The 23,623-nt window shown below is 68.6% G+C and carries 28 protein-coding genes; 22 read left to right on the top strand and 6 right to left on the bottom strand.

Features of this window, described 5'->3' with window-relative positions:
* Positions 1–13 precede the first annotated feature (13 nt).
* Both ftsY and OED01_RS06985 read left to right on the top strand, forming a co-directional pair.
* On the top strand, positions 14–889 hold the full coding sequence (gene ftsY, locus OED01_RS06980) for a signal recognition particle-docking protein FtsY (RefSeq protein WP_264157648.1): 876 nt from the start codon (positions 14–16) through the stop codon (positions 887–889).
* A 42-nt stretch (positions 890–931) separates the two neighbouring features.
* Entirely contained in the window at positions 932–1,432 is a 501-nt protein-coding gene (locus OED01_RS06985) for a DUF2004 domain-containing protein (protein ID WP_264157649.1), read from the top strand.
* 139 nt (positions 1,433–1,571) lie between these two features.
* Here OED01_RS06985 and lipA read toward each other — a convergent pair whose 3' ends face one another.
* Both lipA and lipB read right to left on the bottom strand, forming a co-directional pair.
* The gene (gene lipA, locus OED01_RS06990) at positions 1,572–2,564 is read right to left on the bottom strand and encodes a lipoyl synthase (protein WP_264157650.1); all 993 of its coding nucleotides are present in this window, start codon (positions 2,562–2,564) and stop codon (positions 1,572–1,574) included.
* A complete protein-coding gene (gene lipB, locus OED01_RS06995) occupies positions 2,561–3,199 on the bottom strand; it encodes a lipoyl(octanoyl) transferase LipB (RefSeq protein ID WP_264157651.1) in 639 nt (212 codons plus the stop codon). The genes lipA and lipB overlap by 4 nt, the downstream gene beginning before the upstream one ends.
* A gap of 89 nt (positions 3,200–3,288) precedes the next feature.
* Between lipB and OED01_RS07000 the strand changes: the two genes are divergently transcribed.
* The 4 genes from OED01_RS07000 (at position 3,289) to ffh (ending at position 6,622) form a co-directional block, all read left to right on the top strand.
* Positions 3,289–3,876: a TetR/AcrR family transcriptional regulator gene (locus tag OED01_RS07000; RefSeq protein WP_264157652.1), complete on the top strand. Its 588-nt coding sequence runs from the start codon at positions 3,289–3,291 to the stop codon at positions 3,874–3,876.
* 67 nt (positions 3,877–3,943) lie between these two features.
* A complete protein-coding gene (locus tag OED01_RS07005) occupies positions 3,944–4,549 on the top strand; it encodes a hypothetical protein (protein ID WP_264157653.1) in 606 nt (201 codons plus the stop codon).
* A complete protein-coding gene (locus tag OED01_RS07010; RefSeq protein WP_264157654.1) occupies positions 4,546–5,052 on the top strand; it encodes an RNA polymerase sigma factor in 507 nt (168 codons plus the stop codon). The genes OED01_RS07005 and OED01_RS07010 overlap by 4 nt, the downstream gene beginning before the upstream one ends.
* Before the next feature lie 13 nt (positions 5,053–5,065).
* The gene (gene ffh / locus OED01_RS07015; RefSeq protein WP_264157655.1) at positions 5,066–6,622 is read left to right on the top strand and encodes a signal recognition particle protein; all 1,557 of its coding nucleotides are present in this window, start codon (positions 5,066–5,068) and stop codon (positions 6,620–6,622) included.
* A 213-nt stretch (positions 6,623–6,835) separates the two neighbouring features.
* Here the strand turns inward: ffh and OED01_RS07020 are convergent, their stop codons facing one another.
* Complete coding sequence (locus OED01_RS07020) at positions 6,836–8,536, bottom strand: glycerol-3-phosphate dehydrogenase/oxidase (protein WP_264157656.1); 1,701 nt, start codon at positions 8,534–8,536, stop codon at positions 6,836–6,838.
* Between the two features lie 89 nt (positions 8,537–8,625).
* Between OED01_RS07020 and OED01_RS07025 the strand changes: the two genes are divergently transcribed.
* Together OED01_RS07025 and glpK are read left to right on the top strand one after the other, a co-directional pair.
* On the top strand, positions 8,626–9,588 hold the full coding sequence (locus OED01_RS07025; RefSeq protein WP_264157657.1) for a sugar-binding transcriptional regulator: 963 nt from the start codon (positions 8,626–8,628) through the stop codon (positions 9,586–9,588).
* Between the two features lie 97 nt (positions 9,589–9,685).
* Entirely contained in the window at positions 9,686–11,182 is a 1,497-nt protein-coding gene (gene glpK / locus OED01_RS07030; RefSeq protein WP_264157658.1) for a glycerol kinase GlpK, read from the top strand.
* A 17-nt stretch (positions 11,183–11,199) separates the two neighbouring features.
* Here glpK and OED01_RS07035 read toward each other — a convergent pair whose 3' ends face one another.
* A complete protein-coding gene (locus OED01_RS07035) occupies positions 11,200–12,345 on the bottom strand; it encodes a glutamate--cysteine ligase (RefSeq protein ID WP_264157659.1) in 1,146 nt (381 codons plus the stop codon).
* Between the two features lie 212 nt (positions 12,346–12,557).
* On the opposite strand from OED01_RS07035, the gene rpsP reads away from it, so the two are divergent.
* Genes rpsP through trmD form a run of 4 tightly spaced genes read left to right on the top strand, consistent with a single transcriptional unit; the run spans position 12,558 to position 14,544 of the window.
* A complete protein-coding gene (gene rpsP, locus OED01_RS07040; protein WP_264157660.1) occupies positions 12,558–12,989 on the top strand; it encodes a 30S ribosomal protein S16 in 432 nt (143 codons plus the stop codon).
* Between the two features lie 6 nt (positions 12,990–12,995).
* On the top strand, positions 12,996–13,226 hold the full coding sequence (locus OED01_RS07045; RefSeq protein ID WP_264157661.1) for an RNA-binding protein: 231 nt from the start codon (positions 12,996–12,998) through the stop codon (positions 13,224–13,226).
* 1 nt (position 13,227) lies between these two features.
* Positions 13,228–13,824, top strand: a complete 597-nt coding sequence (gene rimM, locus OED01_RS07050) for a ribosome maturation factor RimM (RefSeq protein WP_264157662.1) — start codon at positions 13,228–13,230, stop codon at positions 13,822–13,824.
* A gap of 18 nt (positions 13,825–13,842) precedes the next feature.
* Positions 13,843–14,544: a tRNA (guanosine(37)-N1)-methyltransferase TrmD gene (trmD, locus tag OED01_RS07055; RefSeq protein WP_264157663.1), complete on the top strand. Its 702-nt coding sequence runs from the start codon at positions 13,843–13,845 to the stop codon at positions 14,542–14,544.
* Between the two features lie 3 nt (positions 14,545–14,547).
* On the opposite strand, the gene OED01_RS07060 is transcribed toward trmD, so the two are convergent.
* A complete protein-coding gene (locus tag OED01_RS07060) occupies positions 14,548–15,141 on the bottom strand; it encodes a histidine phosphatase family protein (RefSeq protein WP_264157664.1) in 594 nt (197 codons plus the stop codon).
* 62 nt (positions 15,142–15,203) lie between these two features.
* Between OED01_RS07060 and OED01_RS07065 the strand changes: the two genes are divergently transcribed.
* Positions 15,204–15,650 (top strand): pyrimidine dimer DNA glycosylase/endonuclease V, encoded by a 447-nt coding sequence (locus tag OED01_RS07065; RefSeq protein ID WP_264157665.1) that lies wholly within the window; start codon positions 15,204–15,206, stop codon positions 15,648–15,650.
* Between the two features lie 4 nt (positions 15,651–15,654).
* Here OED01_RS07065 and map read toward each other — a convergent pair whose 3' ends face one another.
* A complete protein-coding gene (map, locus tag OED01_RS07070; RefSeq protein ID WP_264157666.1) occupies positions 15,655–16,437 on the bottom strand; it encodes a type I methionyl aminopeptidase in 783 nt (260 codons plus the stop codon).
* Between the two features lie 108 nt (positions 16,438–16,545).
* Here map and OED01_RS07075 point away from each other — a divergent pair, with 108 nt between their 5' ends.
* From OED01_RS07075 to OED01_RS07115, 9 genes are all read left to right on the top strand, one after another.
* Positions 16,546–17,034, top strand: a complete 489-nt coding sequence (locus tag OED01_RS07075; RefSeq protein WP_264157667.1) for an MFS transporter permease — start codon at positions 16,546–16,548, stop codon at positions 17,032–17,034.
* Positions 17,035–17,199: 165 nt separating this feature from the next.
* Positions 17,200–17,547 (top strand): 50S ribosomal protein L19, encoded by a 348-nt coding sequence (rplS, locus tag OED01_RS07080; RefSeq protein ID WP_264157668.1) that lies wholly within the window; start codon positions 17,200–17,202, stop codon positions 17,545–17,547.
* Positions 17,548–17,667: 120 nt separating this feature from the next.
* Positions 17,668–18,396 (top strand): signal peptidase I, encoded by a 729-nt coding sequence (gene lepB, locus OED01_RS07085; protein ID WP_264157669.1) that lies wholly within the window; start codon positions 17,668–17,670, stop codon positions 18,394–18,396.
* Positions 18,396–19,055, top strand: coding sequence for a ribonuclease HII (locus OED01_RS07090; RefSeq protein WP_264157929.1), 660 nt, complete (start codon positions 18,396–18,398; stop codon positions 19,053–19,055). Before lepB ends, OED01_RS07090 begins: the two co-directional genes overlap by 1 nt.
* A gap of 69 nt (positions 19,056–19,124) precedes the next feature.
* Positions 19,125–19,451, top strand: coding sequence for a DUF2469 domain-containing protein (locus OED01_RS07095; protein ID WP_264157670.1), 327 nt, complete (start codon positions 19,125–19,127; stop codon positions 19,449–19,451).
* A gap of 105 nt (positions 19,452–19,556) precedes the next feature.
* Entirely contained in the window at positions 19,557–19,919 is a 363-nt protein-coding gene (locus tag OED01_RS07100; RefSeq protein ID WP_264157671.1) for a YraN family protein, read from the top strand.
* The gene (locus tag OED01_RS07105) at positions 19,916–21,445 is read left to right on the top strand and encodes a YifB family Mg chelatase-like AAA ATPase (protein ID WP_264157672.1); all 1,530 of its coding nucleotides are present in this window, start codon (positions 19,916–19,918) and stop codon (positions 21,443–21,445) included. Before OED01_RS07100 ends, OED01_RS07105 begins: the two co-directional genes overlap by 4 nt.
* Positions 21,442–22,650 (top strand): DNA-processing protein DprA, encoded by a 1,209-nt coding sequence (dprA, locus tag OED01_RS07110; protein ID WP_264157673.1) that lies wholly within the window; start codon positions 21,442–21,444, stop codon positions 22,648–22,650. The genes OED01_RS07105 and dprA overlap by 4 nt, the downstream gene beginning before the upstream one ends.
* A gap of 70 nt (positions 22,651–22,720) precedes the next feature.
* Positions 22,721–23,623 carry a tyrosine-type recombinase/integrase gene (locus OED01_RS07115; RefSeq protein WP_264157674.1) on the top strand — a complete coding sequence of 301 codons (903 nt, stop codon included), beginning with the start codon at positions 22,721–22,723 and terminating at the stop codon, positions 23,621–23,623.

Raw genomic sequence — 23,623 nt, forward strand, 5'->3', positions numbered from 1 at the left:
GTAGGCTGGAGTCATGGCGGAGAAGTCCTGGTCCCTCGGTCGCGCACTGCGCGGCATGTTCGTCAAACCCACGATCGACGAGACCACGTGGGAGGACCTCGAGACCGCGCTGATCACGGCCGACTTCGGCCCGGACATCACCGAGCGCGTCGTCGAGGAGCTTCAGGCGAAGGTCGAGAAGTACCGCACGACCGATCCGAAGGACCTGCAGCGGATGCTGCGCGAGACGCTCGAGGAGCACTTCGCGAAGTTCGACACGACGCTCAAGCTCACCGAGCGTCCCGCCGTGGTGCTGGTGGTCGGGGTGAACGGCGTCGGCAAGACGACCACGATCGGCAAGTTCACGAAGTTCCTTCGTCGCTACGAGCGCAGCGTCGTCGTGGGGGCCGCAGACACGTTCCGCGCGGCCGCCGTCGATCAGCTCGCCACCTGGGCGCAGCGCGCCGGTGCGGCGATCGTGCGGCCGCAGCAGGAGGGGCAGGATCCGGCATCCGTCGCCTTCCAGACCGTCGAGTACGCGAAGAACCAGGGCATCGAGATCGCGATCATCGACACCGCCGGTCGCCTGCACACCAAGGGCGGCCTGATGGACGAGCTCGGCAAGATCCGCCGTGTCGTCGAGAAGCAGGCCCCGATCAGCGAGGTGCTGCTCGTCCTCGACGCGACCACGGGGCAGAACGGCGTCATGCAGGCCGAGTCGTTCCTGCAGCACGCCGGCGTCACCGGACTCGTGATCACGAAGCTCGACGGATCGGCCAAGGCGGGGTTCGTCCTGGCCGTTCAGGAGCGCACTGGGATCCCGGTGAAGATGCTCGGTCAGGGCGAGGGGATCGACGACCTCACCGGCTTCACGCCGCACGCCTTCGTGCAGGCGCTGGTCGGGCAGTGATCGGGACTACCGCCAGCGCGCGGGGACTGGTTTCATAGCGGTATGGCGATCGAACACGACTACTTCGGGCTCCTGTCCTCAGGCCCCGACGGATCGATCTTCTGGTCGGAGACGGTCGAGTTCGGCGACCAGTCCGTCACCGTGGACCTCACCGCTCCGGATCAGGACGACGTGTCGCCTGACGCGCTCGACATCGCTGCGGCGCTCATCTCCGGACTGGAGGACGTCGACGCCACCGCCCGCCGCGGCATGCTCGCCGAGGTCGACGATCGCACCAGCGAGGTCACCGAGTACATCCTGCAGCAGCAGGAGGCGTACGGCGACGAGCTCGTCGACGTCCTGGTCGACGTCTCCGGTGACGCCGCGGTCGACATCATCCGCTCGCTGCGCCTCATGAGCATGACGATCCTCGCCGACGAGCACGGCGGCTCGGAGCCGTTCGCCGTGCTCGAATACGCGCTGGATGCCGAGGACACCGACGACGTCCTGCTGGTGAACCTGTCGTCCGACGGCTCCGTGCAGTCGGTCATGAGTGCCGACTGACCTCTTCGTCCCTTTCATTGAGCGAGCACGGCAGCAGGCCGAGCGAGTCGAAACGCGGCGACTGCTGATCGACGATCACCGCGTTTCCACTCGCTTCGCTCGCTCAACGAACGCGGAACGTTCGCAAGAGGGAACCTGATCACACCGCCTGCGCGAAACCCAGGTCGGCGCTCTCGGCGATGTGCGCGAGGTGGGGCGGGATCTCGCGTCCCTTCGACACCATCGACTGCGCCCACAGCCGGCCTGCACGATAGGACGAGCGCACCAACGGGCCTGCGAGCACGCCGAGGAACCCGATGCGCTCGGCCTCCTGCTTGAACTCGACGAACTCCGCCGGCTTCACCCAGCGCGCCACGGGCAGGTGCCGAGGTGTCGGACGCAGGTACTGCGTGATCGTGATGATGTCGCAGCCCGCATCGTGCAGATCCTGAAGCGCCTGGACGACCTCTTCCGGTTCCTCGCCCATGCCGAGGATCAGGTTGGACTTGGTGATGAGTCCGGCATCCCGACCCTGCGTGAGCACGTTCAGCGACCGCTCGTACTTGAAGGCGGGGCGGATGCGCTTGAAGATGCGCGGGACCGTCTCGACGTTGTGCGCGAACACCTCGGGACGGGCGTCGAAGATCTGGCCGAGGAACGCGGGGTCGGCGTTGTGCTCGTTCGCGAGCAGCTCGACGCCGGTGTTCGGGTTCAACTCGTGGATCTTGCGCACCGTCTCGGCGTTCAACCATGCGCCCGTGTCGGGAAGGTCGTCGCGGGCGACGCTCGTGACGGTGGCGTAGCGCAGCCCCATCTGGCGCACGCTCTCGGCGACGCGGCGGGGCTCATCGGTGTCGTAGGCGTCCGGCTTGCCGGTGTCGATCTGGCAGAAGTCGCAGCGTCGCGTGCACTGCGAGCCGCCGATGAGGAACGTCGCCTCCTTGTCCTCCCAGCATTCGAAGATGTTGGGGCAGCCGGCCTCCTGGCAGACGGTGTGCAGGCCCTCGTCCTTCACGAGCGCATGCAGCGCCTGGTACTCGGGTCCCAGCTTCGCCTTGGTCTTGATCCACTCCGGCTTGCGCTCGATCGGCGTTTCGGCGTTGCGGATCTCCAGACGAAGGAGCTTGCGTCCGTCGGGTGCTGCGGCGCTCATGCGGGCACCTCCGCGTACTCGGCGGCGAAGGCCGCGGCGACCTGGTCGGCGATGTCGATGGGGGAGACGTCGGAGCCGACCACCTCGCTCACGGTCGTGACGCCGGCATCCGTGATTCCGCACGGGATGATGCCGCGGAACCCGGACAGGGTGTTGTCGCAGTTGATGGCGAAACCGTGCATCGTCACGCCCTGCTGGACGCGAACGCCGATCGCGGCCACCTTGTCCTCACTGAGGGGTCGGCGCACCCAGACGCCGCTGCGCCCGTCCACCTGATAGCCGTCGACGCCGAGCGGGCGCAGGACGTCGATGAGCAGCCGTTCCAGACGGCGCACGTGCGCCACGACATCCATCGGCTCGGGGAGGCGAACGATCGGGTAGCCGACCAGCTGACCGGGGCCGTGCCACGTTATCTTGCCGCCGCGATCGACATCGACCACCGGTGTGCCGTCCTGCGGTCGTTCCTGAGGCTCCGTGCGTTTGCCGGCGGTGTAGACGGCTTCGTGCTCGAGCAGGATCAGGGTGTCGGGGCGCGACCCTGAGACGACGTCGGCATGGATGCGCCGCTGCAGGTCCCAGCCGTCGAGATAGGGAACGAACTCGGGGTCGAGTCCGGCGATCTGGATATCGAGCATGCTCGTCCTTCATCTGTTGTTGGATGCGGTCCAACAATACGCCTCTTCGGCACGAATGGGATGAAGGCGGCACGCGGTACGGTGAAGGGATGAACACGGACAGCCGTGCGGGACGCCCTCGCGCCTCGTCTCGCGAGACTCTCGCCGAAGCGGCCTGCGAGCTGTTCCTCGAGCAGGGCTACGAGGCGACGTCCGTCGCCGACATCACTCGGCGCGCCGGCGTGAGCCGCTCCAGCTTCTTCAATTACTTCGCCTCGAAGAGCGACGTGCTCTGGTCGGGGATCGACGAGCGCATCGACCAGGCGATCACCGGGCTCCGTTCGCTCGGACCGGATGCCGGCGGCGATGCCGTGCGCGGCATCCTGCTTCTGATCGTTCGCGATTTCGCCCCCGATCCGCTCGCCCTGGCGCTGCGCAACTCGGCCGCGATGGGGCTCGATGACGAGCTGGTCGGGGAGACCGGACTCCGCCATGCACGGCTCTCGTCGGCGATCTCCGAGGCGGCGCGCGCCTCGGGGATCGACGTGATCAGAGCGGACATCCTCGGCGCTGCGCATGCGGCCGCTGTCCTGTCGGCGCTGCGGGTGTGGGCCGAGCAGGGGGCCGGCCAGGTCTCGGTGGAGACGGTGCTGCTGGACGCCCTCGGCACGATCCACGATCTTCCCTGGACGATCTGAAGTCGGCGCGGACGAAACGCCCGCTGCCGGACATGTCATGAGTGAAGCCACCGACGAGGAGGAACTCATGACCAGGGACCAGCTGGATGACGTGCTGGATGCTTCGGCGCCGGCCGCGCGGACGATCGCGTCGAGCGATGTGCGGGCGATGGTGCTCGATGCACGGGCGCAGAGGGCGCCCCGAGAGCCTCGAGCGAAGAAGGCTGCTCTGGTGACGGGCGTCCTCGCGCTGCTGATGGTCAGCGGTGCAGGGGTTGCGACGGCGTCCGACTACTGGGCCTCTCTGAACGATCCGGTTGGCTCGTACACCTATCAGGTGCCTAGCGGCGCAACGTGCGAGGTCGTCTTCGGGGATGTGCAGATCGTCGAGCGGCGCGATCGCGCGCGACGTGATCAGCTCGAGAGCGAGTTGAAGGCGTGGTTCCAGACAACGGATGTCGTCGAGATCGCCGAGTCGCAGGTCGATGAGTACATCCGAGATCGTCACGACGCGCTGGTAGCGGCGGGCCAGGTTCAGGGCGAGCTCACCGGCTACGACCTCGACATGGCGTACGCCTACGCGATCGATCGCTCCATCTCCGATCAGGCCATGGCCGAGTTCGAGCGCTTGGGGATCCTGGACGAGATCGCAGGTTACGGTTCGCAGGGGCGTTGCCCGGAGCTCGACAAGTGACCCGCCGTCCCGCAGACGCCGCGCTGATCGCCGCGTTCGAGGCCTCGGCATCTGACCTGCTCGCCTATCTCACGCGCCGCACGAATGCTGACGAGGCGCCGGATCTGCTCGGCGAGACCATGGTCGTGGCCTGGCGCCGGGTGCGTCGTCTCCCGTCTGACGAACAGCAGGCGCGGATGTGGTTGTTCGGCATCGCTCGCGGCACGCTGCAGAACCATGCCCGCGGCGAGCGGCGCCGCTGGGCGCTCGCCGATCGCATCCGCGGCACCGGCCGAGCACACGCGACGGCACCCGCTGCGGATGCCGGATCCGAGGTCCGCGACGCGATCGAGCGCCTCGAACCCGACCTCGCCGAGCTCGTCCGGCTCGTGCACTGGGACCGGATGAGTCTCGCGGAGGCGAGCGAACTCCTCGGCATCCCGGCATCCACTGCGCGAGGCCGCTACCAGCGTGCCAAGGAGCAGCTGCGGACCGCGCTGAGCGTGGAGGTTCCGCTCGCGTAGAATCGAGAGCACCATGGCTACCTTTGGCACGCTCTCCGATCGGCTCACCGAGACCTTCCGCAACCTGCGCACGAAGGGAAAGCTCACAGCCGCTGACGTCGACGGCACCGTCCGCGAGATCCGTCGCGCCCTGCTGGATGCCGACGTCGCCCTCGTCGTCGTCAAGGAGTTCACCGCACGGGTCCGCGAGCGCGCGCTCGGCGACGAGGTCAACAAGGCGCTGAACCCTGCGCAGCAGGTCGTGCAGATCGTCAACGAGGAGCTCGTGGGCATCCTCGGCGGCGAGCAGCGTCGACTCGAGTTCGCCAAGACCCCGCCGACCGTCATCATGTTGGCGGGTCTGCAGGGTTCGGGTAAGACGACCTTCGCCGGCAAGCTCGCCAAGATGCTCGAGAAGGACGGTCACACCCCGCTCCTCGTCGCGGCCGACCTCCAGCGACCGAACGCGGTGAACCAGCTGCAGGTCGTCGCCGAACAGGCCGGCGCCACGATCTACGCGCCAGAGCCGGGCAACGGCATCGGCGACCCGGTCAAGGTCGCCCGCGACGGCGTCGAGCACGCGCGTCGTCAGCTGCACGACGTCGTCATCATCGACACCGCCGGCCGTCTCGGCGTCGACGCCGAGCTGATGAAGCAGGCCGCCGACATCCGCAAGGCGACGAGTCCGGACGAGGTCCTGTTCGTCATCGACGCGATGATCGGTCAGGATGCCGTGAACACGGCCAAGGCCTTCCAGGAGGGTGTCGACTTCACCGGTGTCGTGCTGTCCAAGCTCGACGGCGACGCTCGCGGTGGTGCCGCGCTGTCCGTGGCATCCGTCACCGGCCGCCCGATCATCTTCGCCTCGACCGGTGAGGGTCTCGACGACCTGGAGGCCTTCCACCCCGACCGTATGGCGAGCCGCATCCTCGACCTCGGTGACGTCCTCACACTCATCGAGCAGGCGCAGCAGGCGTTCGACGAGGAAGAGGCGAAGAAGGTCGCCGAGAAGCTCGCGAACGAGGCCTTCACCCTCGAGGACTTCCTCGAGCAGCTTCAGCAGATGAAGAAGATGGGCTCGATGAAGAAGATGCTCGGGATGCTCCCGGGCATGGGCCAGATGAAGCAGCAGCTGGACGACTTCGACGAGCGCGAGATCGATCGCACCGAGGCCATCATCCGCTCCATGACGCCGGGGGAGCGTCGTAACCCGAAGGTGCTCAACGGCTCGCGTCGCCTGCGCATCGCGCGCGGTTCCGGTATGACCGTGACCGACGTCAACCAGCTCGTCCAGCGGTTCGAACAGGCCGCGAAGATGATGAAGACCGTGGCCCGAGGCGGCACCCCGCAGATCCCCGGAATGGGTCCGGTCCCCGGCATGGGTCGCACGGGCGCCTCGGCCAAGCGCGGTAAGAAGGGCGGCAAGTCCAAGGGCCCGTCGCGGTCGGGCAACCCCGCGAAGCGGGCAGCAGAGAACGCCGGTGCTCCGGTCGGTCCGGCGACAGGTTCGGGCTTCGGTCTCGGTGCCGGTCAGGCCGCACCCAGCGAGGCCGACCTCGCCGAGATCCAGAAGCTGTTCGGCAAGGGCTGAGCGACCCTTCACCCCGCCACCCGTCGAGCGGGGGTACCCACTCGTTGCCGAGGAAGCGCGTCCATTCGTTCGTCGAGCGAGCGGAGCGAGTCGAAACGCAGTCGGGGCTGAACAGCAGTCGGCGCGTTTCGACTCCTCGCTGTGCTCGTCGCTCAACGAACGGGGTCGGGGTTGCGCGCGTCGCTGAATACGGGGTGGGGCTGTGCTCGTCGCTCAACGCGCGGCGGCGTGGGCGAGCGAGACGCCGTGCGCGTCGCGCAGGGTGGTGATCGTCTCGTCGATCTCCTCGTCGACCCGCACCGAGTCCCAGCCCAGCAGCGGCGCGAGCGATTCGGCGATGACGCGGATCGACTCGGCATCCGCATCCCCGGTGAATGCGAGGCTGGTCCGGCGGAAGACGACGTCACCGACGTGCCTGACCTTCTCGTTGTCGACCATCCAGGCCAGCTCGCGCGTCGACAGCGCGTCACCGAGCAGAGGCTCATCGTGGTCGAGCGCGAGGAAGTCCGCGACGGCGGCGGCCCGCGTGCCGTACCGCGTGAACAGCACGCGACCGCGCAGCGTGTCGCCGACGTTCTGCCGCAACCACTCGATCCGCCGCCGCGGCGTCTTCGGGTAGCCGATGCCGCCGCCGATGCGCATGCCCTCGGTGCTGGTGACGCGACCGAGGCCGAGTTCGGCCAGGACACGATCGCCGAGGGTCTCGCCGAGCGCACGGAACGTGGTCCACTTCCCGCCCACCAGGCTCAGGACCGCCGGCATCCCGGCATCCTGTCGGCGTTCGATCCGGTAATCGCGCGAGACGAAGCCGGGTGCGGTGTCGTCGTGGTGCGGCAGTGGTCGGATGCCGGAGTAGCGGTACACGATCTGTGATCGGTCGACGGCGATCGTCGGGAACACATGAGCGATCAGCGCGAAGAAGTAGTCGACCTCTTCCTCGGTGCAGCGCGCCGGTTCACGCGGATCGGCTTCGAGGTCGGTCGTGCCGACGAGGACGCGGTCCTTCAGCGGATAGATGAGGACGATGCGTCCGTCGGAATGCTCGAAGAAGATCTCCCGACCGCCCGTGGCCTCCAGCAGCTCGGGATGGTCGAGGACGATGTGCGAGCCCTTCGTGCCGCCCATGAACGATGTGTGCGTGCCGAGCGCCTCGTTGGTCAGGTCCGTCCACGGACCGGAGGCGTTCACGACGACGTCGGCGGCGACACGGAACTCGTCTCCGGTCTCGCGGTCGTGAAGCACCACGCCGTCGGCATCGAGGCCGGTCGCCTCCACATAGTTCAGCGCGCGGGCACCGGCGTGCGCGGACTCGCCGTCGCGGAGGACATCCAGGGCGAGCCGTTCCGGGTCGTGCACCGAGGCGTCGTAGTACGTCGCGGTGTATTTGATCTCGGGGTCCAGCTTCGGCAGAGCCGCAAGCGACTTCCTGCGGCCGTGGAAGCGGTGCCGCGGGACGCTGCCGCCGTCGCGGGAGAACGTGTCGTAGAGGGTGAGACCGGCCTTGATGAGGAAGGCGCCGCGCTCGGTCGGTCTGCCCTGCCTGTGCGTGAGGAAGCGCAGCGGGGCCGAGAGGATGCCCGAGAAGGTCGAATAGATCGGAATCGTCGTCTCGAGCGGCTTGACGTAGTGCGGGGCGATCTTCAACAGACCGTTGCGCTCCTGGACCGACTCCTTCACGAGCCGGAACTCGCCGTTCTCGAGGTACCGGATTCCGCCGTGGATCATATGGCTGGATGCCGCAGTGGCACCGCTGGCGAAATCGTCTCGTTCGACCAGGAGGACGTCGACGCCCTGCAGCGCCAGGTCGCGGAAGGTGGCGATGCCGTTGATCCCCGCGCCGATGATGACGACGCTCGCTCGTCCGGACTCGCGTACCGCAGTGACGTCTTCGCGTTCGCGTGGTGTGGCGCTCATCGTGTCTCCTCCCAGAGCCTTCACGCTATATCCTTGGCGCATCGGCACACCTGCGCAAGCGGTGTGCACATACGTGCAAGGAGGCATCGATGACCACCTCAGGCCTCGCCGATCCCCGTGCGGCATCGGCGCTGCGCGCGGCCCAGATGTACTACCTGCAGGACATGACGATGGATGCCATCGCGCGTGAACTCGGCACCTCGCGCTCCTCGGTGTCGCGTCTGCTCAGTCACGCACGGGAGACGGGCCTGGTGGAGATCCAGATCCATCAGCCGCAGGGCCAGGAGCTGCGCCTGGAGGAGGCCATCCGCGCTCGGTTCGGCATTGCGGCGCACGTGGTGCCGACGCCGAAGAACCTGTCCGACGTGGAGCGATTCGAGCGGGTCGCGATGAGCGCTGCCCGACTGCTGCCGCTGTACTTCGACTCGAACATGACACTCGGGATCGGCTGGGGGTCGACGTTGGATGCGATCAGCCGCCATCTGCCGAGGAAGGAGACGCACAACACCACCGTGGTGCAGCTCAACGGCGCCGGGAACACCTTCACCACGGGCGTCGACTACGCCAGCGAGATCCTGCAGCGCTTCGGGCAGGCATTCGGATCCGGCATCCAGCAGTTCCCCGTCCCCGCGTTCTTCGACGACCCGAGGACGAAGGAGGCGATGTGGCGCGAACGCAGCATGCGTCGCGTGCTCGATCTGCAGGCGCGCGCCGATGTCATCCTGTTCGGCCTCGGCTCCCCGTTCGCCGAGGTGCCCAGCCGCGTCTACATCGGCGGGTACCTCAGTCGGGACGACTATCGCAGCCTCCGGGAGGATGACGTGGTCGGCGACATCGCCACCGTGTTCTATCGCCAGGACGGCACCTGGCAGGACATCGAGCTGAACGCCAGGGCGACGGGTCCGGCCTTCAGCGTCCTGAGCCGTGTCGCCCGACGCATCTGCGTCGTCTCCGGCGTGCAGAAGCTCGCGAGTCTGCGCGGCGCCATCGCGACGCGGCTGGTGACGGATCTGGTCCTGGACGAGCACCTGGCGGAGCGCCTCGTCGAGTGATGCACGTTCGTGCACCGCAGCCGCGGCCCCGTGCGTGCATCTCCTAGGCTGTCGTCGATAAGGACATCGCCGTCACGACGCGGGAGAGCACAACGTCATGCACATCGTCGCCATCGATCAGGGCACCACCAGCACGCGCGCCATCGTCTTCGACGCGCGCGGCGATATCGTCGCGAGCGGTCAGCTCGAGCACGAGCAGATCCTCCCCGAGGCGGGTTGGGTGGAGCACGATGCGATGGAGATCTGGCGCAACACGCAGTCCGTGCTCGAGACGGCTCTCGAGCGCGCCGAGGTTCCGGCGGCCGATGTCGCCGCGATCGGGATCACCAACCAGCGCGAGACCGCGATCGTCTGGGACCGCCGTACGGGCGAGCCCGTGTACAACGCGATCGTCTGGCAGGACACCCGGACCCAGCCGCTCATCGACGCGCTCGCCGCCGACGGAGGCGTGCGCCGCTTCGCCGAGAAGTCCGGGCTGCCGCTGGCGACCTACTTCTCGGCGTCCAAGCTCCATTGGATCCTCCAGAACGTCGAGGGCGCCCGCGAGCGAGCCGAGGCTGGCGATCTGCTGTTCGGGACGCCGGATTCCTGGCTGCTGTGGAACCTCACCGGCGGTGCGGAGGGCGGCGTGCACGCCACGGACGTCACAAACGCGAGCCGCACCCTGCTGATGGACCTGCACACGCTGGACTGGGACGACGAACTGCTGAGCGCCTTCGACATCCCGCGGGCGATGCTCCCCGACATCCGGTCGTCGTCCGAGGAGTACGGGAAGACCGCGGGCACGGCCCTGGACGGCGTGCCGATCGCGGCGATCCTCGGCGACCAGCAGGCGGCGACGTTCGGTCAGGTCGCGTTCGAGGCGGGGGAGTCCAAGAACACCTACGGGACGGGCAACTTCCTGATCGTCGGCACAGGGGAGGAGATCGTCTCCGGCGACAACGGCCTGATCACCACGGTCGCCTACCGGATCGGAGACGCTGCGCCCCGATACGCGCTGGAGGGCTCGATCGCCGTCACCGGTTCGCTGGTCCAGTGGCTCAGGGACAATCTCGGGATCATCTCGCGCGCCCCGGAGGTCGAGGAGCTCGCGCTCACGGTCGAGGACAACGGCGGGGTGTACATCGTGCCGGCCTTCTCCGGCCTGTTCGCCCCGTACTGGCGACCCGATGCGCGCGGCGCGATCCTCGGACTGACCCGTTTCGCGAACAAGGGACACATCGCCAGAGCAGCGCTCGAGGCCGTCGCGTTCCAGACGCGGGAGGTTCTGGATGCCGTGGCCGCCGACACCGGCATGGCCCTGACCGAGCTGCGGGTGGACGGCGGGATGGTGTCGAACGCGACGCTGCTGCAGCTTCAGGCCGACGTGCTCGGCGTCCCCGTCATCCGACCGGCCATCATCGAGACCACCGCACTGGGGGCGGCATACGCGGCCGGCCTCGCCGTCGGGGTCTGGAGGGACCTCGACGAGCTGCGGGGGATGTGGCGCGAAGACGCCCGATTCGAGCCGCGCACCGACGAGACCGAGCGCGCCCGCCGCGTCGCGCGCTGGCGCAAGGCCGTCACGCGCACGTTCGACTGGGTCGAGGACTGACGCCCCTGCCGGCCGGGTCAGGCGATGGAGCCCTCGGGGCCGGAGCGGAACTCGCGGATGAGATGCTGTACGACCGCGCGGAGATCGTTCCCGGACGCGTCGGCGACCGCGAGCTGGCGCTCATAGCTCGCGCCGCCCGTGATGATCGAACCGGTGCGTGCGAACTCCGCTGCGCACCCGAGGTCCACGGCGACAGGCGCCAGATCCGCGAGGAGCGCGGACACGTGCTCGCGCACGGGCACCTGCGTGCCCTCGGCGTCGGTGATCAGTCGGGCATCGAGGCCGTACCGCGCCGAACGCCACTTGTTCTCGCGGTGGAACCACGTCGGCATGACCGGCAGGCGCTCGCCGGCATCCAGCAGGCGCGAGAAGTGTTCGACCAGCACCTGCACGAGAGCGGCGACGGATGCGAGCTCGGCGAGCGTCGACAGGCCGTCGCACGCGCGCACCTCGATCGTGCCCCATCGGGGGGCCGGACGGATGTCCCACCGGACCTCGGTCGCGTCCGCCATGACGCCGGTCGTGACCATGTCGTCGAGATAGTGCTCGAATTCGCTCCAGTCCTGCAGCGGCCACGGCAGTCCAGCGGTCGGAAGCTGCTGGAACACGAGAGCCCTGTTCGAGGCGTAGCCGGTGCGCTCGCCGGCCCAGAACGGACTGGATGCCGCGAGAGCCTGCAGATGAGGCAGATACCCCGACAGGGCACCGATGATGGGGAACACCTTGTCGCGGTCCTCGACGCCCACATGCACGTGGATGCCCCAGATCATCATGTTGCGGCCCCACCATTGGGTGCGCTCGATGAGCGTGTGGTACCGCGTCTTGTCCGTGACGCGCTGGTCGTACCACTGCGCGAACGGGTGGCTGCCGGCCGAGAGCAGTTCGACACCGGCTGGGTCCGTGGCGTCGCGGACAGCCGCGATCGCGGCGGCGATGTCGTCGACCGCATGCGCCACCGAGGTGCCGACCCCGCTGGTCACCTCGATCGTGTTCGTGAGCAGCTCTCCGGTCACGGTGTGGCGTTCGCTCTCGCTCGCCTGTTCGAGCTCGCTGAGCAGCTCGGGAGCACGCCCCACCAGATCTCCGGTGTCCGGATCGGCGAGCATGATCTCCCACTCCAGGCCAACGGTGGAGCGAGCGGATTCGGCGAAAGCGACGGTCACGAGCACAGTCTGACACGGTCGCCCCTGCGAACCGACGCGCGGAGTCACAACACGTTTCGCGCCGGGGGAGCTGATCTGGCAGAATAGAAGGTCGGACGGCTCGCTCGACCCTCTATCCAGCGAGAACGTCCTCCCGCAGAGCTTCCGCCGGGTGTGCACCCCACTCTCCAGGCGATCGGTTCAAACTTCCTTCCACACCATTCAGGAGAATCGTGGCTGTCAAGATTCGTCTCAAGCGCCTGGGCAAGATCCGCGCGCCTTACTACCGCATCGTCGTCGCCGACTCGCGCACCAAGCGCGACGGTCGTGTGATCGAGGAGATCGGCAAGTACCACCCCACCGAGGAGCCCTCGTTCATCGAGGTCGACTCCGAGCGTGCGCAGTACTGGCTCTCCGTCGGCGCGCAGCCGACCGAGCAGGTCGCCGCGCTGCTGAAGATCACGGGCGACTGGGGCAAGTTCAAGGGCGACAAGGACGCGAAGTCCACGCTCAAGGTCGCCGAGCCCAAGGCTCCGTTCGAGATCGACGCGTCCAAGAAGTCGGTCGTCAAGCCGAAGGCGGAGAAGAAGGAGACTCCCGCTGAGGAGGCTCCCGCCGCTGCCGACGCGGAGGCCGCTGAGGCTCCCGCCGCCGACGCCGAGTAATCCGTCGTGCTGGCCGCCGCGCTCGAACACGTCGTCAAGGGGATCGTCGATCACCCGGACGACGTCCGCATCACCGAATCCACATCGCCGCGAGGCGACCTGCTCGAGGTGCGCGTGCACCCCGACGACCGTGGACGCGTGATCGGGCGCGGCGGTCGCACCGCGAAGGCGCTGCGTACGCTGATCTCCGCCCTCGCCGACGGACGTCGCGTTCGCGTCGACGTCGCGGACGACTGACGTGGCGGTCGGCGACAAAGGCCAGGCACGCAATCAGCTGCGCGTCGGCCGCCTGGTCAAGGCGCACGGGCTCAAGGGCGCCATCAAGCTCGAGCTGTACACCGACAACCCCGAAGCACGTTTCGTCACGGGGGCCGAGTTCACGTTGCAGGTGCCAGAGGCGTCTCCGTGGCACGGCAAGACGATCACCGTCCGCGAGTACCGCGTGATGAACGGCAACCCGGTCGTCTTCTTCGAGGACATCGAGGACCGCGACGCCGCCGAAGGCCTCGTGCGCGCCATCCTGTGGATCGACCAGGACGACGTCGAACCCGAGGACAACGCCTGGTACGACCACCAGCTCACCGGACTCGACGTCGTGCGCGACGAGAAGGTCGTCGGGCGCGTCGTGCGCATCGACCACATGCCGGCACAGGATCTGCTCATCGTCCGCCCGCTCGAGTCGGATTCCGAGGAGATCATGGTCCCCTTCGTCGAGGCGATCGTCCCGACCGTGGACATCGAGGCCGGTCGCGTCATCGTCACCCCTCCCGCCGGACTCTTCGAGGAGCTTCCGGACGCGGCATCCGACGAGCAGCCCGCTGCCGACGCATCCTGATCCGTCTACCCTGATCCCGTGCGCTTCGACGTCGTCTCGATCTTCCCGTCGTACTTCGACGGACTCACGCTGTCCCTGCTCGGCAAAGCGCAGGACGCTGGGATCATCGATCTGAATGTGCGCGATCTGCGCGACTGGACGAGCGATCGGCACCGCACGGTCGACGACACTCCGTACGGGGGCGGCGCCGGGATGGTCATGAAGCCGGAGCCCTGGGCGCTCGCGCTCGACGAGCTCGCGGGCACGCAGGCCGGCGACCGCCCGACGATCATCTTCCCGTCGCCCGCCGGCGAGGTCTTCACGCAAGCCACCGCACGGGATCTCGCCACGCGCGAGCACCTCATCTTCGGCTGCGGGCGCTACGAGGGCATCGATGAGCGGGTGTTCGAGTACGCCGCGGGCCTCGGAGAGGTGCGCCTGGTCAGCCTCGGCGACTACGTGCTGAACGGGGGAGAGGTCGCCGTCATGGCGATGATCGAGGCGATCGGACGCCTCATCCCCGGCGTCGTCGGCAACCCCGAGAGCCTCGTCGAGGAATCCCACGAGGACGGGCTGCTCGAGTACCCGTCGTACACCAAGCCGGCGTCCTGGCGCGACCGTGAGGTTCCGCCGGTGCTGCTGAGCGGCAACCACGGCGCGATCGCCCGCTGGCGTCACGAGCAGCAGTTGGAGCGCACACGCACCCGTCGGCCCGATCTGCTCGGCGACGACTCGGCCTGAGACTCAGACGACCCGCTCGACTCCGCCGTCGATCTCGAACACCAGACCGTGCGGATGCCGGAGCGACAGCGCCCCGGACGCGTCGAGACCCCGCAGTTCTGCGCGCAGCATCCGTCCGATCATCTCGTGCGCGACGATCAGGGGCGCACCGTCCGACACCCAGCCGCACTCGCTCAACGCCCGTCGGGCGCGCAGTCGCGCCTGCGCGTAGCTCTCCCCGCCGGGGAACGCCCAGCCGTAGCGGTTCTCCGCGCGCTCGGCGCGTGCACCGGGGAACACCTCCTCGATCTCGGACCACGTCATCCCCGCCATCTCGCCGTGATCGAGTTCCGCGAGATCCGCGACCTCGACCAGGTCGGCGCCGAGCCGCTCCGCGATGATCAGGGCCGTCGCCATCGCGCGACCCAGCGGGCTGGTGCAGACCGTGCGGATTCCTGAGCCGTCCAGACGCTGCGCCGCATCCGCGGCCTGCGCGAGACCGTCTGCGGTGAGCGGGGAATCCCGACGACCCTGCAAGCGACCTTCGAGATTCCATGCCGTCTGACCGCACCGGGCGAGATATGCCCGCTGCGGCACATGGCGATCACGCGGAATCATGCCCTCAGGATGGCACAGCACCACGAGCGAAGGGGAGGCCCGTGTCCCGATAGCATCGACGGGTGAGGATCTGGTCGCTGCACCCGCGTTATCTCGACCGGCAGGGCCTGATCGCGTGCTGGCGCGAGACCCTGCTCGCCCAGGCCGTGCTCAACGGTGCGACGCGCGGATACACCCGCCACCCGCAGCTCGAACGGTTCCGCGAGACCGATGAGCCGCTCGCATCCATCGGCGCGTATCTGCACGGGCTCGCGACGGAGGCGGACCACCGCGGATACCGATTCGATCGTTCCCGCATCGTCGACGCCGTGGAGCAGTCCGCGACGATCGGCGTCACTGATGGTCAGATCGCGCTCGAATGGGCGCACCTGTTGGCGAAGCTCGCCGTGCGGAGCCCCGAGCTGCGCGAACGATGGGCGGACATCACGCGGCCGGAACCGCATCCGCTGTTCACGGTCACGGCTGGACCCATCGCGTCGTGGGAGCGCGCTGGACAGCCGCCGACCTGATCGGTCAGTCGACGCCGAGGAATGACCGGTCGGTCAGGATGATCGGCCCGTCGTCCGTGATGGCGATCGTGTGCTCGGAGTGCGCGCCGCGCGAGCCGTCGGCGCTGCGCAGCGTCCAGCCGTCGGCATCCGTGACCAGTTCGTCCGTCGTCGCGAGGAACCACGGCTCGAGCGCGAGGACCAGACCAGCGCGCAGCGGGAAGCCGCGGCCGGCGCGTCCGTCGTTGGCCACGTGCGGGTCGCCGTGCATCGTTCTCCCGACGCCGTGTCCGCCGAAGTCGGTGTTGATGCTGTAGCCCTCGCCGTGCGCGATGCCGGCGACCGATGCCGAGATGTCGCCGATGCGGTTGCCGACGACGGCGGCAGCGATCGCGGCATCCAGTGCCCGCTCCGTCGTGTCGATCAGGCGCAGGTCCTCGTCGCGCGCCGTACCGACCACGAACGAGACGGCGGAATCCGCGACCCAGCCGTCGACGGCCACCGCGAAGTCAAGCGTCACGAGGTCGCCGTCGCGCAGGACGTAGTCGTGGGGGAGCCCGTGCAGGACGGCGTCGTTGACGGAGGTGCAGATGACCTTGCCGAACGGGCCGCGGCCGAACGACGGTGCGTAGTCGATGTAGCAGGACTCCGCGCCGGCCTTGCGGATCATGTCGTGCGCGCGGCGGTCGATGTCCAGCAGATTGGTGCCGATCTTCGTGTCGGCGCGCAGCGTGGCGAGGGTCTCGGCGACGAATCGCCCCGCGGCCCGCATCTCATCGATCTCGGCCGGAGTGCGCAGTTCGATCATGGTGTTCCTCTCGTCCCCTCCATTCTCCCGGATCCGAAGGGCTCGCCGGCGCACCCGCTCTCAGCGAACACTTCGTCCGGCACGACGCGCGCGACGTACCATCGCAGTATGTGGTTGCGAGAGGCGTTCTTCCGGTGGCTCATTCCGGCCGCTTTCGTGCTGCCGCTGTGGCTGCTCATCGGCTGGGGCGTGTTCTCCGGCGGAGGATGGGCGTTCCTGTTCCTCTTCGTCGGCATCCCGTCGGTCTTCGTCGGGCAGCTGATCCTCACTCTCCTGGTCCGGGCGCGCCCCACGGTGCGTCTCACTCGGGCGGTGTCGTGGTGGGACGTCGCAGGCTTCGGCGTGTGGCACGCCCTCACCATCGCTGTGGGGTTCTATCCATCGTGGTTCGCACCGGCGCTCACGCTGGCGATCATCAGCGGCATCGCCCTGATCTGGCTGTCCCTCTGGCAGCTGTGGCGAGAAGCACGTGACAGCGGTGGGATCCGTGTGGTCACGACGTCCTGGCGTGCACCGGTCGACGAGGAGCCGACTGCCGAGCGCGTCACCGACCCCGAGGTGTTCGTGATCCGGGAGAAGCCCGACTCCGACCGCTGAGCGTGTTTTGGCCGTGGCGCGGATCCATGGCAGAATGGACCCTTGTGCCGTGACCGGCTCTGCCTCAGGGGAGCCCGCGGACGCCATGCGCTCCGTTCAGCACACACCTTACGTATTCCTTCCAGCTTGCACCCGACCTGTGGCGGATGCAGAGAGTAGACGATCATGCAGATCCTCGACGCCGTCGATGCGGCTTCGCTCCGTTCCGACGTTCCCGACTTCGCACCAGGCGACACGATCAACGTGCACGTCAACATCACCGAGGGCAACCGCTCGCGCATCCAGATCTTCAAGGGTGTCGTGATCGGCCGCCAGGGCGATGGCGTGCGCGAGACCTTCACGGTCCGCAAGATCAGCTTCCAGGTGGGCGTCGAGCGCACCTTCCCGGTGCACTCCCCGGTGATCGACCACATCGAGGTCGTCACCCGCGGTGACGTGCGTCGCGCGAAGCTCTACTACCTGCGCAACCTCCGCGGCAAGAAGGCGAAGATCAAGGAGAAGCGCGACAACTGAGTCGACGCCTCTTCGAAGCACCCCGGGACACTCGTGTCCCGGGGTGCTTTCTTTCGGCCAGGATATGCAACGCTTGTAAGGCCGTACCGACGTCCGGCGTGAAGCTCGTGAAGGAATGCGATGACGACTGAGTCCACCCCGGCCCCGGAACCGAAGCGGCGGCGTGGCTTCCTGATCTTCCTGCGTGACGTCCTCATCATCGTGGTGATCGCGGCGCTCGTGTCCTTCCTGGTCAAGACCTTCGTCGTCCGCTCGTTCTACATCCCGTCGGGCTCGATGGAGCAGACGCTTCTCGTGAACGACCGCATCCTGGTCGACGAGCTCACCCCGCGCTGGACGGGCTACGAGCGCGGCGACGTCGTCGTGTTCCAGGACCCGGGCGGATGGCTTCCCCCCGCCGTCCAGGAGCCGGCCCAGCCTCCGCTGATCGGCTTCGTCGACGGCGTCCTCACCTTCATCGGGATCTCGGCATCCGATTCGCAGGATCACCTCGTCAAGCGGCTCATCGGCCTCCCCGGTGACCACGTGGTGTGCTGCAACTCGCTCGGCCAGGTGTCGGTCAACGGCGCGCCGATCGACGAGCTCTCGTACCTGAACGTCCCCGAGGGCGACACGCTCGCCTCCGAAGAGCCGTTCGATGTCACGGTCCCCGACGGGCAGCTGTGGCTGCTCGGAGATAACCGCGACAGGTCCCAGGACGCCAGAGCGCATCAGGATCTGCCCACCGGCGGATTCGTCCCGCTCGACAACGTGGTGGGCAAGGCGTTCCTGACCACCTGGCCGCTGGACCGGATCGGCACCATCGACGGGCACCACGAGGTGTTCAACGGAGTACCGGACCCCGAATGATGACCGTCGTCGCCCCGACGCTCCGGCTCGAACGCGCGCTTCTCAAGGAGCACGAGTTGATCATCGCGCTCGACGAGGTCGGACGCGGCGCGCTGGCCGGTCCCGTCACGGTCGGTGCGGCGGTGATGGATGCCGCCGGTGCACGCCGCCGCGTTCCTGACGGGCTGCGCGATTCGAAGCTCATCACCGAACGTCGGCGACCGGATGTCGCGCTGCGCGCCGCGGCGTGGGTGCCCGCATCCGGCCTCGGCTGGGCCAGCGCCGCCGAGGTCGACGAGGTCGGCATCATGCGCGCGCTGGGACTCGCCGCCTCACGGGCCCTGCTGGCGATCGCGGAGCAGGGAGTGGTCACCGAGCGCGCTCTGGTGATCCTGGACGGCAATCACGACTACGTGTCGGCCGTGCATCCGTCGCGTCTGCACGTGCGTCCGGTGATCAAGGCGGACCGCGACTGCGCGTCGGTCTCGGTGGCCTCGGTGATCGCCAAGGTGGCTCGCGATGCGCTGATGACCGAGTTGCACGACGAGCACCCCGTGTACCAGTGGGAGCGCAACAAGGGCTATGCCAGTCCCGAGCATCGTGCGGCGATCCGGGACAGCGGTCTGTCGCCGCTGCACCGCTCGTCCTGGGCGATCGCCGACGCTCCGACGCTGTTCTGACGGGCAGCGTGCCGCTCCACGCAGGGGAGGGCGCCGGTCGTGCGCCCGGACTCGTAGGATGGACACATCATGGATGAGGAAGCCTTCGACGATTACGACCGCGAACTCGAACTCGCGCTGTTCCGCGAGTATCGGGACGTCGTCTCGCAGTTCCAGTACGTCGTCGAGACGGAGCGCCGCTTCTATCTCGCCAACGAGGTCAACGTCGTGCGTCGGGACACCGAGCACGACTTCTACTTCGAGATCTCGATGACCGATGTCTGGGTGTGGGACATCTATCGCGCCGACCGGTTCGTGAAAGCCGTCCGCGTGCTGACGTTCAAGGACGTCAACGTGGAGGAGCTGCAGCGGCGCGAGTTCGAGCTGCCGGAGGAGCTGTCGCTCGACGGCAAGTGACCCGCTCTGCACACGTCGGTCACTGAGCGAACCTTCCCCCAGATCCCGTAGATCTCGCGGGCAGGCCGTCTGCGGCTGCTGTCCGCGGACGGGCACGCTGTCGGCATGGCAGCGAAAGATGATCTCGGCCGAGTCGGCGAACAGCGTGCGGCCGCGTACCTGAGCGGGCTCGGCTACGAGGTTCTGGACCGCAACTGGCGGTGTCCTGCCGGCGAGGTCGACATCGTCGCGGCGCGCGGCGCCCTGCTGTGCGTCGTCGAGGTCAAGACACGCACCTCGCTGCGGTTCGGCCACCCGTTCGAGGCGCTCGACGACAAAAAGGTGCGTCGGCTCTGGCGCCTCGCGCACGCCTGGGTCGAAGCACATCCGGAACAGGCGGCGCATTCCCGAGTCCGGCTCGAGGCGATCGGCATCGTTGGCCCCGATCCGCGCAGCGGTGCGCTCGAGCATCTGGTGGATCTGCGATGACCGCGGTGCGGACCTGGGCCGTCGCGCTCACGGGGGTGGACGGCCACATGGTCGAGGTCGAAGCCGACCTGTCCAATCAGCGGCCCGACTTCCGCATCATCGGGCTCGCGGATCGCTCGCTCGGCGAAGCCACGCAACGCGTCCACAACGCCTGCAAGAACGCGGGGCTGGAGCTGTCCGCACGGCGGCTGACCGTGAACCTGTCGCCGGCGAGCCTGCCGAAGCAGGGTTCCGCCTTCGACCTCGGGGTCGCCGTGTCGGCGCTGGCGACCAGCGGCTCGCTGGATGCCGCCTCGATCGCCCGCACGGTGCACATCGGGGAGCTCGGTCTGGACGGCCGACTGCGCCCGGTGCCCGGCGTGCTGCCCTCAGTGTTCGCTGCGCAGCGTGCGGGGTTCGAGCACGTGGTCGTCCCGCACGCGAACGCCGCCGAAGCGCGACTGGTCGCCGACATCGAGGTGCGCGCCGCCACGACGCTCGCCGAGGTCGCCGTCTGGCACGGTGCCGATGTCGAGATCCCCGATGTCGAGCCGATCGCCGCTGCGGTCACGACGGAGGATGAGACGGATGCGGTGGACCTGGCCGATGTGATCGGGCAGGAGGATGCCGTGGAGGCGCTCCTCACCGCCGCCGCGGGGGGACACCATCTGCTGCTGAGCGGTCCGCCCGGCGCGGGCAAGACCATGCTCGCGCGACGGATGCCCGGAATCCTGCCGGAGCTCACGGACGAGGAGGCGCTCGAAGTGGCCTCGATCCGTTCGCTGTCCGGCCTGCCCGTGGCCTCGCTCAGCCGGGTGCCTCCGCTGGAGGCTCCGCACCACAGCGCCTCACCCATGGCGCTGGTGAGCGGCGGGTCACGGGCGGCGCGGCCGGGGGCCATCGTGCGTGCGCACCGCGGTCTGCTGTTCCTCGACGAGGCGGCCGAGTTCAGCCGACAGGCGCTCGATTCGCTGCGGCAGCCTCTCGAGTCGGGAACGATCGACATCCAGCGGGCCGGGTTCACGGCGCGGTTTCCTGCGCGCTTCCAGCTGATCCTCGCGATGAATCCCTGCCCGTGCGGCAACTACGGGGTCCGCGGCGCCGAATGCACCTGCCCGCCGATCGCGATCCGCCGCTATGCCGGTCGCCTGTCCGGCCCGCTCCGTGACCGGATCGACATCGATCTGCAGGTCGCGCGGGTGGCCGCATCCCGCGCAACGGCGGGGGACCGGGCAGCTCTCACGTCGGAGGTCGCACGTGCCCGCGTCGCCGAGGCGCGCGCCCGCGCCGCGCAGCGCTGGGCAGACACTCCGTGGCGATTGAACGCCGAGATCCCCGGCACGTGGCTGCGGCAGGGACGACATCGACTGCCGGCCGCGGATCGCGCGTCCTTGGATCGCGCCCTCGAACGCGGCGTCCTCACTCTGCGCGGTTACGACCGGGTCCTGCGGCTCGCGTGGACGATCGCCGACCTGGCCGGACGCGAGCGGCCCGGACGGGACGAGCTCGGCCGCGCCCTGTTCCTGAAGAGAGGACTGATCACATGATCGAGAGGCTGAACAGAGAGAGCGGCCTGCGTGACCTGGTGACTCGCATGCGGCCGGATGTCGACCAGGACGAGGCGCTCGCACGAGCGGCCTGGTCTGTCATCACCGAACCCGGGGACGGGACGGCGGGTGTCCTGATCGAGACGCTCGGCGCGGCCGCAGCCCTGTCCGCGGCGCTGGACGAGGTGCGTCGGCCGCGGGTGGAGGCTGCCGCGATCGACGCTCTCGGTGGCGCCGGTGGTGCGAGGGCGCTCGCTCAGGCGCGGGCCCGCTGGCAACCGCGGGCTCGGATCGACAGCATCCGCGCCTCCCTCGCCGCCGCCTCGGAGGTCGGAGCACGGCTGCTGCTGCCGGGCGCGGAGCACTGGCCGACCGATCTCGACGATCTCGGCGTGCACGCTCCGGTGCTGCTCTGGGTCCGCGGTGATCCGGCCTGCCTGGCGGTCAGGCCGAGTGCGGCCCTCGTCGGCGCCCGTGCATCGAGCTCGTACGGCGAGACCGTCACCGCCGACCTGGCGGGCGACCTCGCGCACGGCGGCGTGCTCATCGTCTCGGGAGGCGCGTACGGCATCGACGGGGCAGCCCATCGCGCGGCCCTCGGCGTTGGTGGGCAGACGGTCGCGTTCCTGGCGGGCGGCATCGATCGCGCCTATCCTGTCGGCCATCATCAGCTCTTCGAGCACATCGCGCGCTCAGGGGCGGTCGCCACGGAGGTCCCGTGCGGCACGTCCCCGTCGAAGTGGCGTTTCCTCGCGCGCAACCGATTGATCGCGGCCCTCGGCATGGCGACGGTCGTCGTCGAGGCCGGCCGGCGCAGCGGGTCGCTGAACACCGCGGGCCACGCGGCCGCGCTCGGTCGGCCGCTCGGCGCCGTGCCGGGACCGGTGACGTCCGCGGCATCCGCCGGTTGTCATCGCCTGCTGCGCGAGTACGACGCACGATGCGTCACGACGGCGGCCGAGGTGCGTGAGCTCTGGGGCGAGGATCTGCCGTTCGATGGTCCGACCGAGGACCGGGTCGATCCGGACACCACGCGTCTGCTCGACGCGCTCAGCACTCGCACGGCCATCGCGCCGCAGGAGGTCGCCCGCCGATCGGGGCTGGCCGTCGATCGAGTCCAAGGCCTGCTGGGCATGCTCGAGCTCGAAGGAACGGCATCACGCCGCGACGGCGGGTGGCTCCGCCGGATTCAGGCCACGCGATGATCGGACGCCTCGTCGCGAGGACCCGGCGAGGCGACAGACCGGGGCGCGCGCTGCGGGCCATCCTGGAGGCATGGACCTCTCCGTCGCCGCAGCCGCGTTCGCGACGCATCTCGAGACGGTGCGCAGATTGTCGCCCGCCACGGTGCGCGCGTACCGTTCAGATCTGCGCGACCTCGTCGGCTCCGTCGGAGATGGACCACTGCGCGATGTGGATCTGGAATCGCTGCGTGACTGGCTCTGGACGGCGACCCAGCGAGGCGATGCGCGCAGCACACTCGCACGGCGTGCGGCCGCCGCCCGATCCTTCTTCGCCTGGGCGAAGGACGAAGAGCTCATCCCGGTCGATCCGAGCCTGCGCCTGGTGACTCCCAAGCGGGGGCGCACGCTCCCGACCGTCGCGTCCCGTGACGGCATGCGGGCGCTGCTCGACGCGCAACGGATGGCCGCGGCAGGGGGAGATCCTGTGGCTCTGCGCGATCACGCGATCCTCGAGCTGCTGTACGCGACAGGCATGCGCGTCTCGGAGCTGTGCGGCCTCGACGTCGACGACCTCGACCAGGACCGGGGCACGGCGAGGGTGCTCGGCAAGGGGTCGAAGGAGCGCGTCGTCCCTTACGGCCGTCCCGCACACGATGCGATCGCCGCCTGGGCGACACGCGGGCGGCCCGTGCTCAGCGCGCGGGCATCGACTGCTGGTCCGGCGGTCTTCCTCGGCTCCCGCGGAGGCCGCATCGGCCCGCGGCTCGTGTACACCCTCGTGGCGCGCACCCTTGGACCCGTGGTCGGGGCCGAGAACGTCGGACCGCACGCGTTGCGGCACTCGGCTGCCACTCACCTGCTCGACGGCGGAGCGGACCTGCGCGCTGTCCAGGAGATCCTCGGTCACGCGAGTCTGGGCACCACGCAGATCTACACCCACGTCTCGTCGGAACGCCTCGCGGCGACGTACCGCCTGGCGCATCCCCGAGCCTGA

Source organism: Microbacterium sp. M28 (assembly GCF_025836995.1).
Taxonomy (GTDB): domain Bacteria; phylum Actinomycetota; class Actinomycetes; order Actinomycetales; family Microbacteriaceae; genus Microbacterium.

What these genes read in the sequence shown, in the direction of transcription:
- ftsY (WP_264157648.1), top strand. Translation starts at nt 14, where the DNA reads ATGGCGGAGAAGTCCTGGTCCCTCGGTCGCGCACTGCGCGGCATGTTC.
- OED01_RS06985 (WP_264157649.1), top strand. Translation starts at nt 932, where the DNA reads ATGGCGATCGAACACGACTACTTCGGGCTCCTGTCCTCAGGCCCCGAC.
- lipA (WP_264157650.1), bottom strand. Translation starts at nt 2,564, where the DNA reads ATGAGCGCCGCAGCACCCGACGGACGCAAGCTCCTTCGTCTGGAGATC.
- lipB (WP_264157651.1), bottom strand. Translation starts at nt 3,199, where the DNA reads ATGCTCGATATCCAGATCGCCGGACTCGACCCCGAGTTCGTTCCCTAT.
- OED01_RS07000 (WP_264157652.1), top strand. Translation starts at nt 3,289, where the DNA reads ATGAACACGGACAGCCGTGCGGGACGCCCTCGCGCCTCGTCTCGCGAG.
- OED01_RS07005 (WP_264157653.1), top strand. Translation starts at nt 3,944, where the DNA reads ATGACCAGGGACCAGCTGGATGACGTGCTGGATGCTTCGGCGCCGGCC.
- ffh (WP_264157655.1), top strand. Translation starts at nt 5,066, where the DNA reads ATGGCTACCTTTGGCACGCTCTCCGATCGGCTCACCGAGACCTTCCGC.
- OED01_RS07020 (WP_264157656.1), bottom strand. Translation starts at nt 8,536, where the DNA reads ATGAGCGCCACACCACGCGAACGCGAAGACGTCACTGCGGTACGCGAG.
- OED01_RS07025 (WP_264157657.1), top strand. Translation starts at nt 8,626, where the DNA reads ATGACCACCTCAGGCCTCGCCGATCCCCGTGCGGCATCGGCGCTGCGC.
- glpK (WP_264157658.1), top strand. Translation starts at nt 9,686, where the DNA reads ATGCACATCGTCGCCATCGATCAGGGCACCACCAGCACGCGCGCCATC.
- OED01_RS07060 (WP_264157664.1), bottom strand. Translation starts at nt 15,141, where the DNA reads ATGATTCCGCGTGATCGCCATGTGCCGCAGCGGGCATATCTCGCCCGG.
- map (WP_264157666.1), bottom strand. Translation starts at nt 16,437, where the DNA reads ATGATCGAACTGCGCACTCCGGCCGAGATCGATGAGATGCGGGCCGCG.
- OED01_RS07075 (WP_264157667.1), top strand. Translation starts at nt 16,546, where the DNA reads ATGTGGTTGCGAGAGGCGTTCTTCCGGTGGCTCATTCCGGCCGCTTTC.
- rplS (WP_264157668.1), top strand. Translation starts at nt 17,200, where the DNA reads ATGCAGATCCTCGACGCCGTCGATGCGGCTTCGCTCCGTTCCGACGTT.
- lepB (WP_264157669.1), top strand. Translation starts at nt 17,668, where the DNA reads ATGACGACTGAGTCCACCCCGGCCCCGGAACCGAAGCGGCGGCGTGGC.
- OED01_RS07090 (WP_264157929.1), top strand. Translation starts at nt 18,396, where the DNA reads ATGACCGTCGTCGCCCCGACGCTCCGGCTCGAACGCGCGCTTCTCAAG.
- OED01_RS07095 (WP_264157670.1), top strand. Translation starts at nt 19,125, where the DNA reads ATGGATGAGGAAGCCTTCGACGATTACGACCGCGAACTCGAACTCGCG.
- OED01_RS07100 (WP_264157671.1), top strand. Translation starts at nt 19,557, where the DNA reads ATGGCAGCGAAAGATGATCTCGGCCGAGTCGGCGAACAGCGTGCGGCC.
- OED01_RS07105 (WP_264157672.1), top strand. Translation starts at nt 19,916, where the DNA reads ATGACCGCGGTGCGGACCTGGGCCGTCGCGCTCACGGGGGTGGACGGC.
- dprA (WP_264157673.1), top strand. Translation starts at nt 21,442, where the DNA reads ATGATCGAGAGGCTGAACAGAGAGAGCGGCCTGCGTGACCTGGTGACT.
- OED01_RS07115 (WP_264157674.1), top strand. Translation starts at nt 22,721, where the DNA reads ATGGACCTCTCCGTCGCCGCAGCCGCGTTCGCGACGCATCTCGAGACG.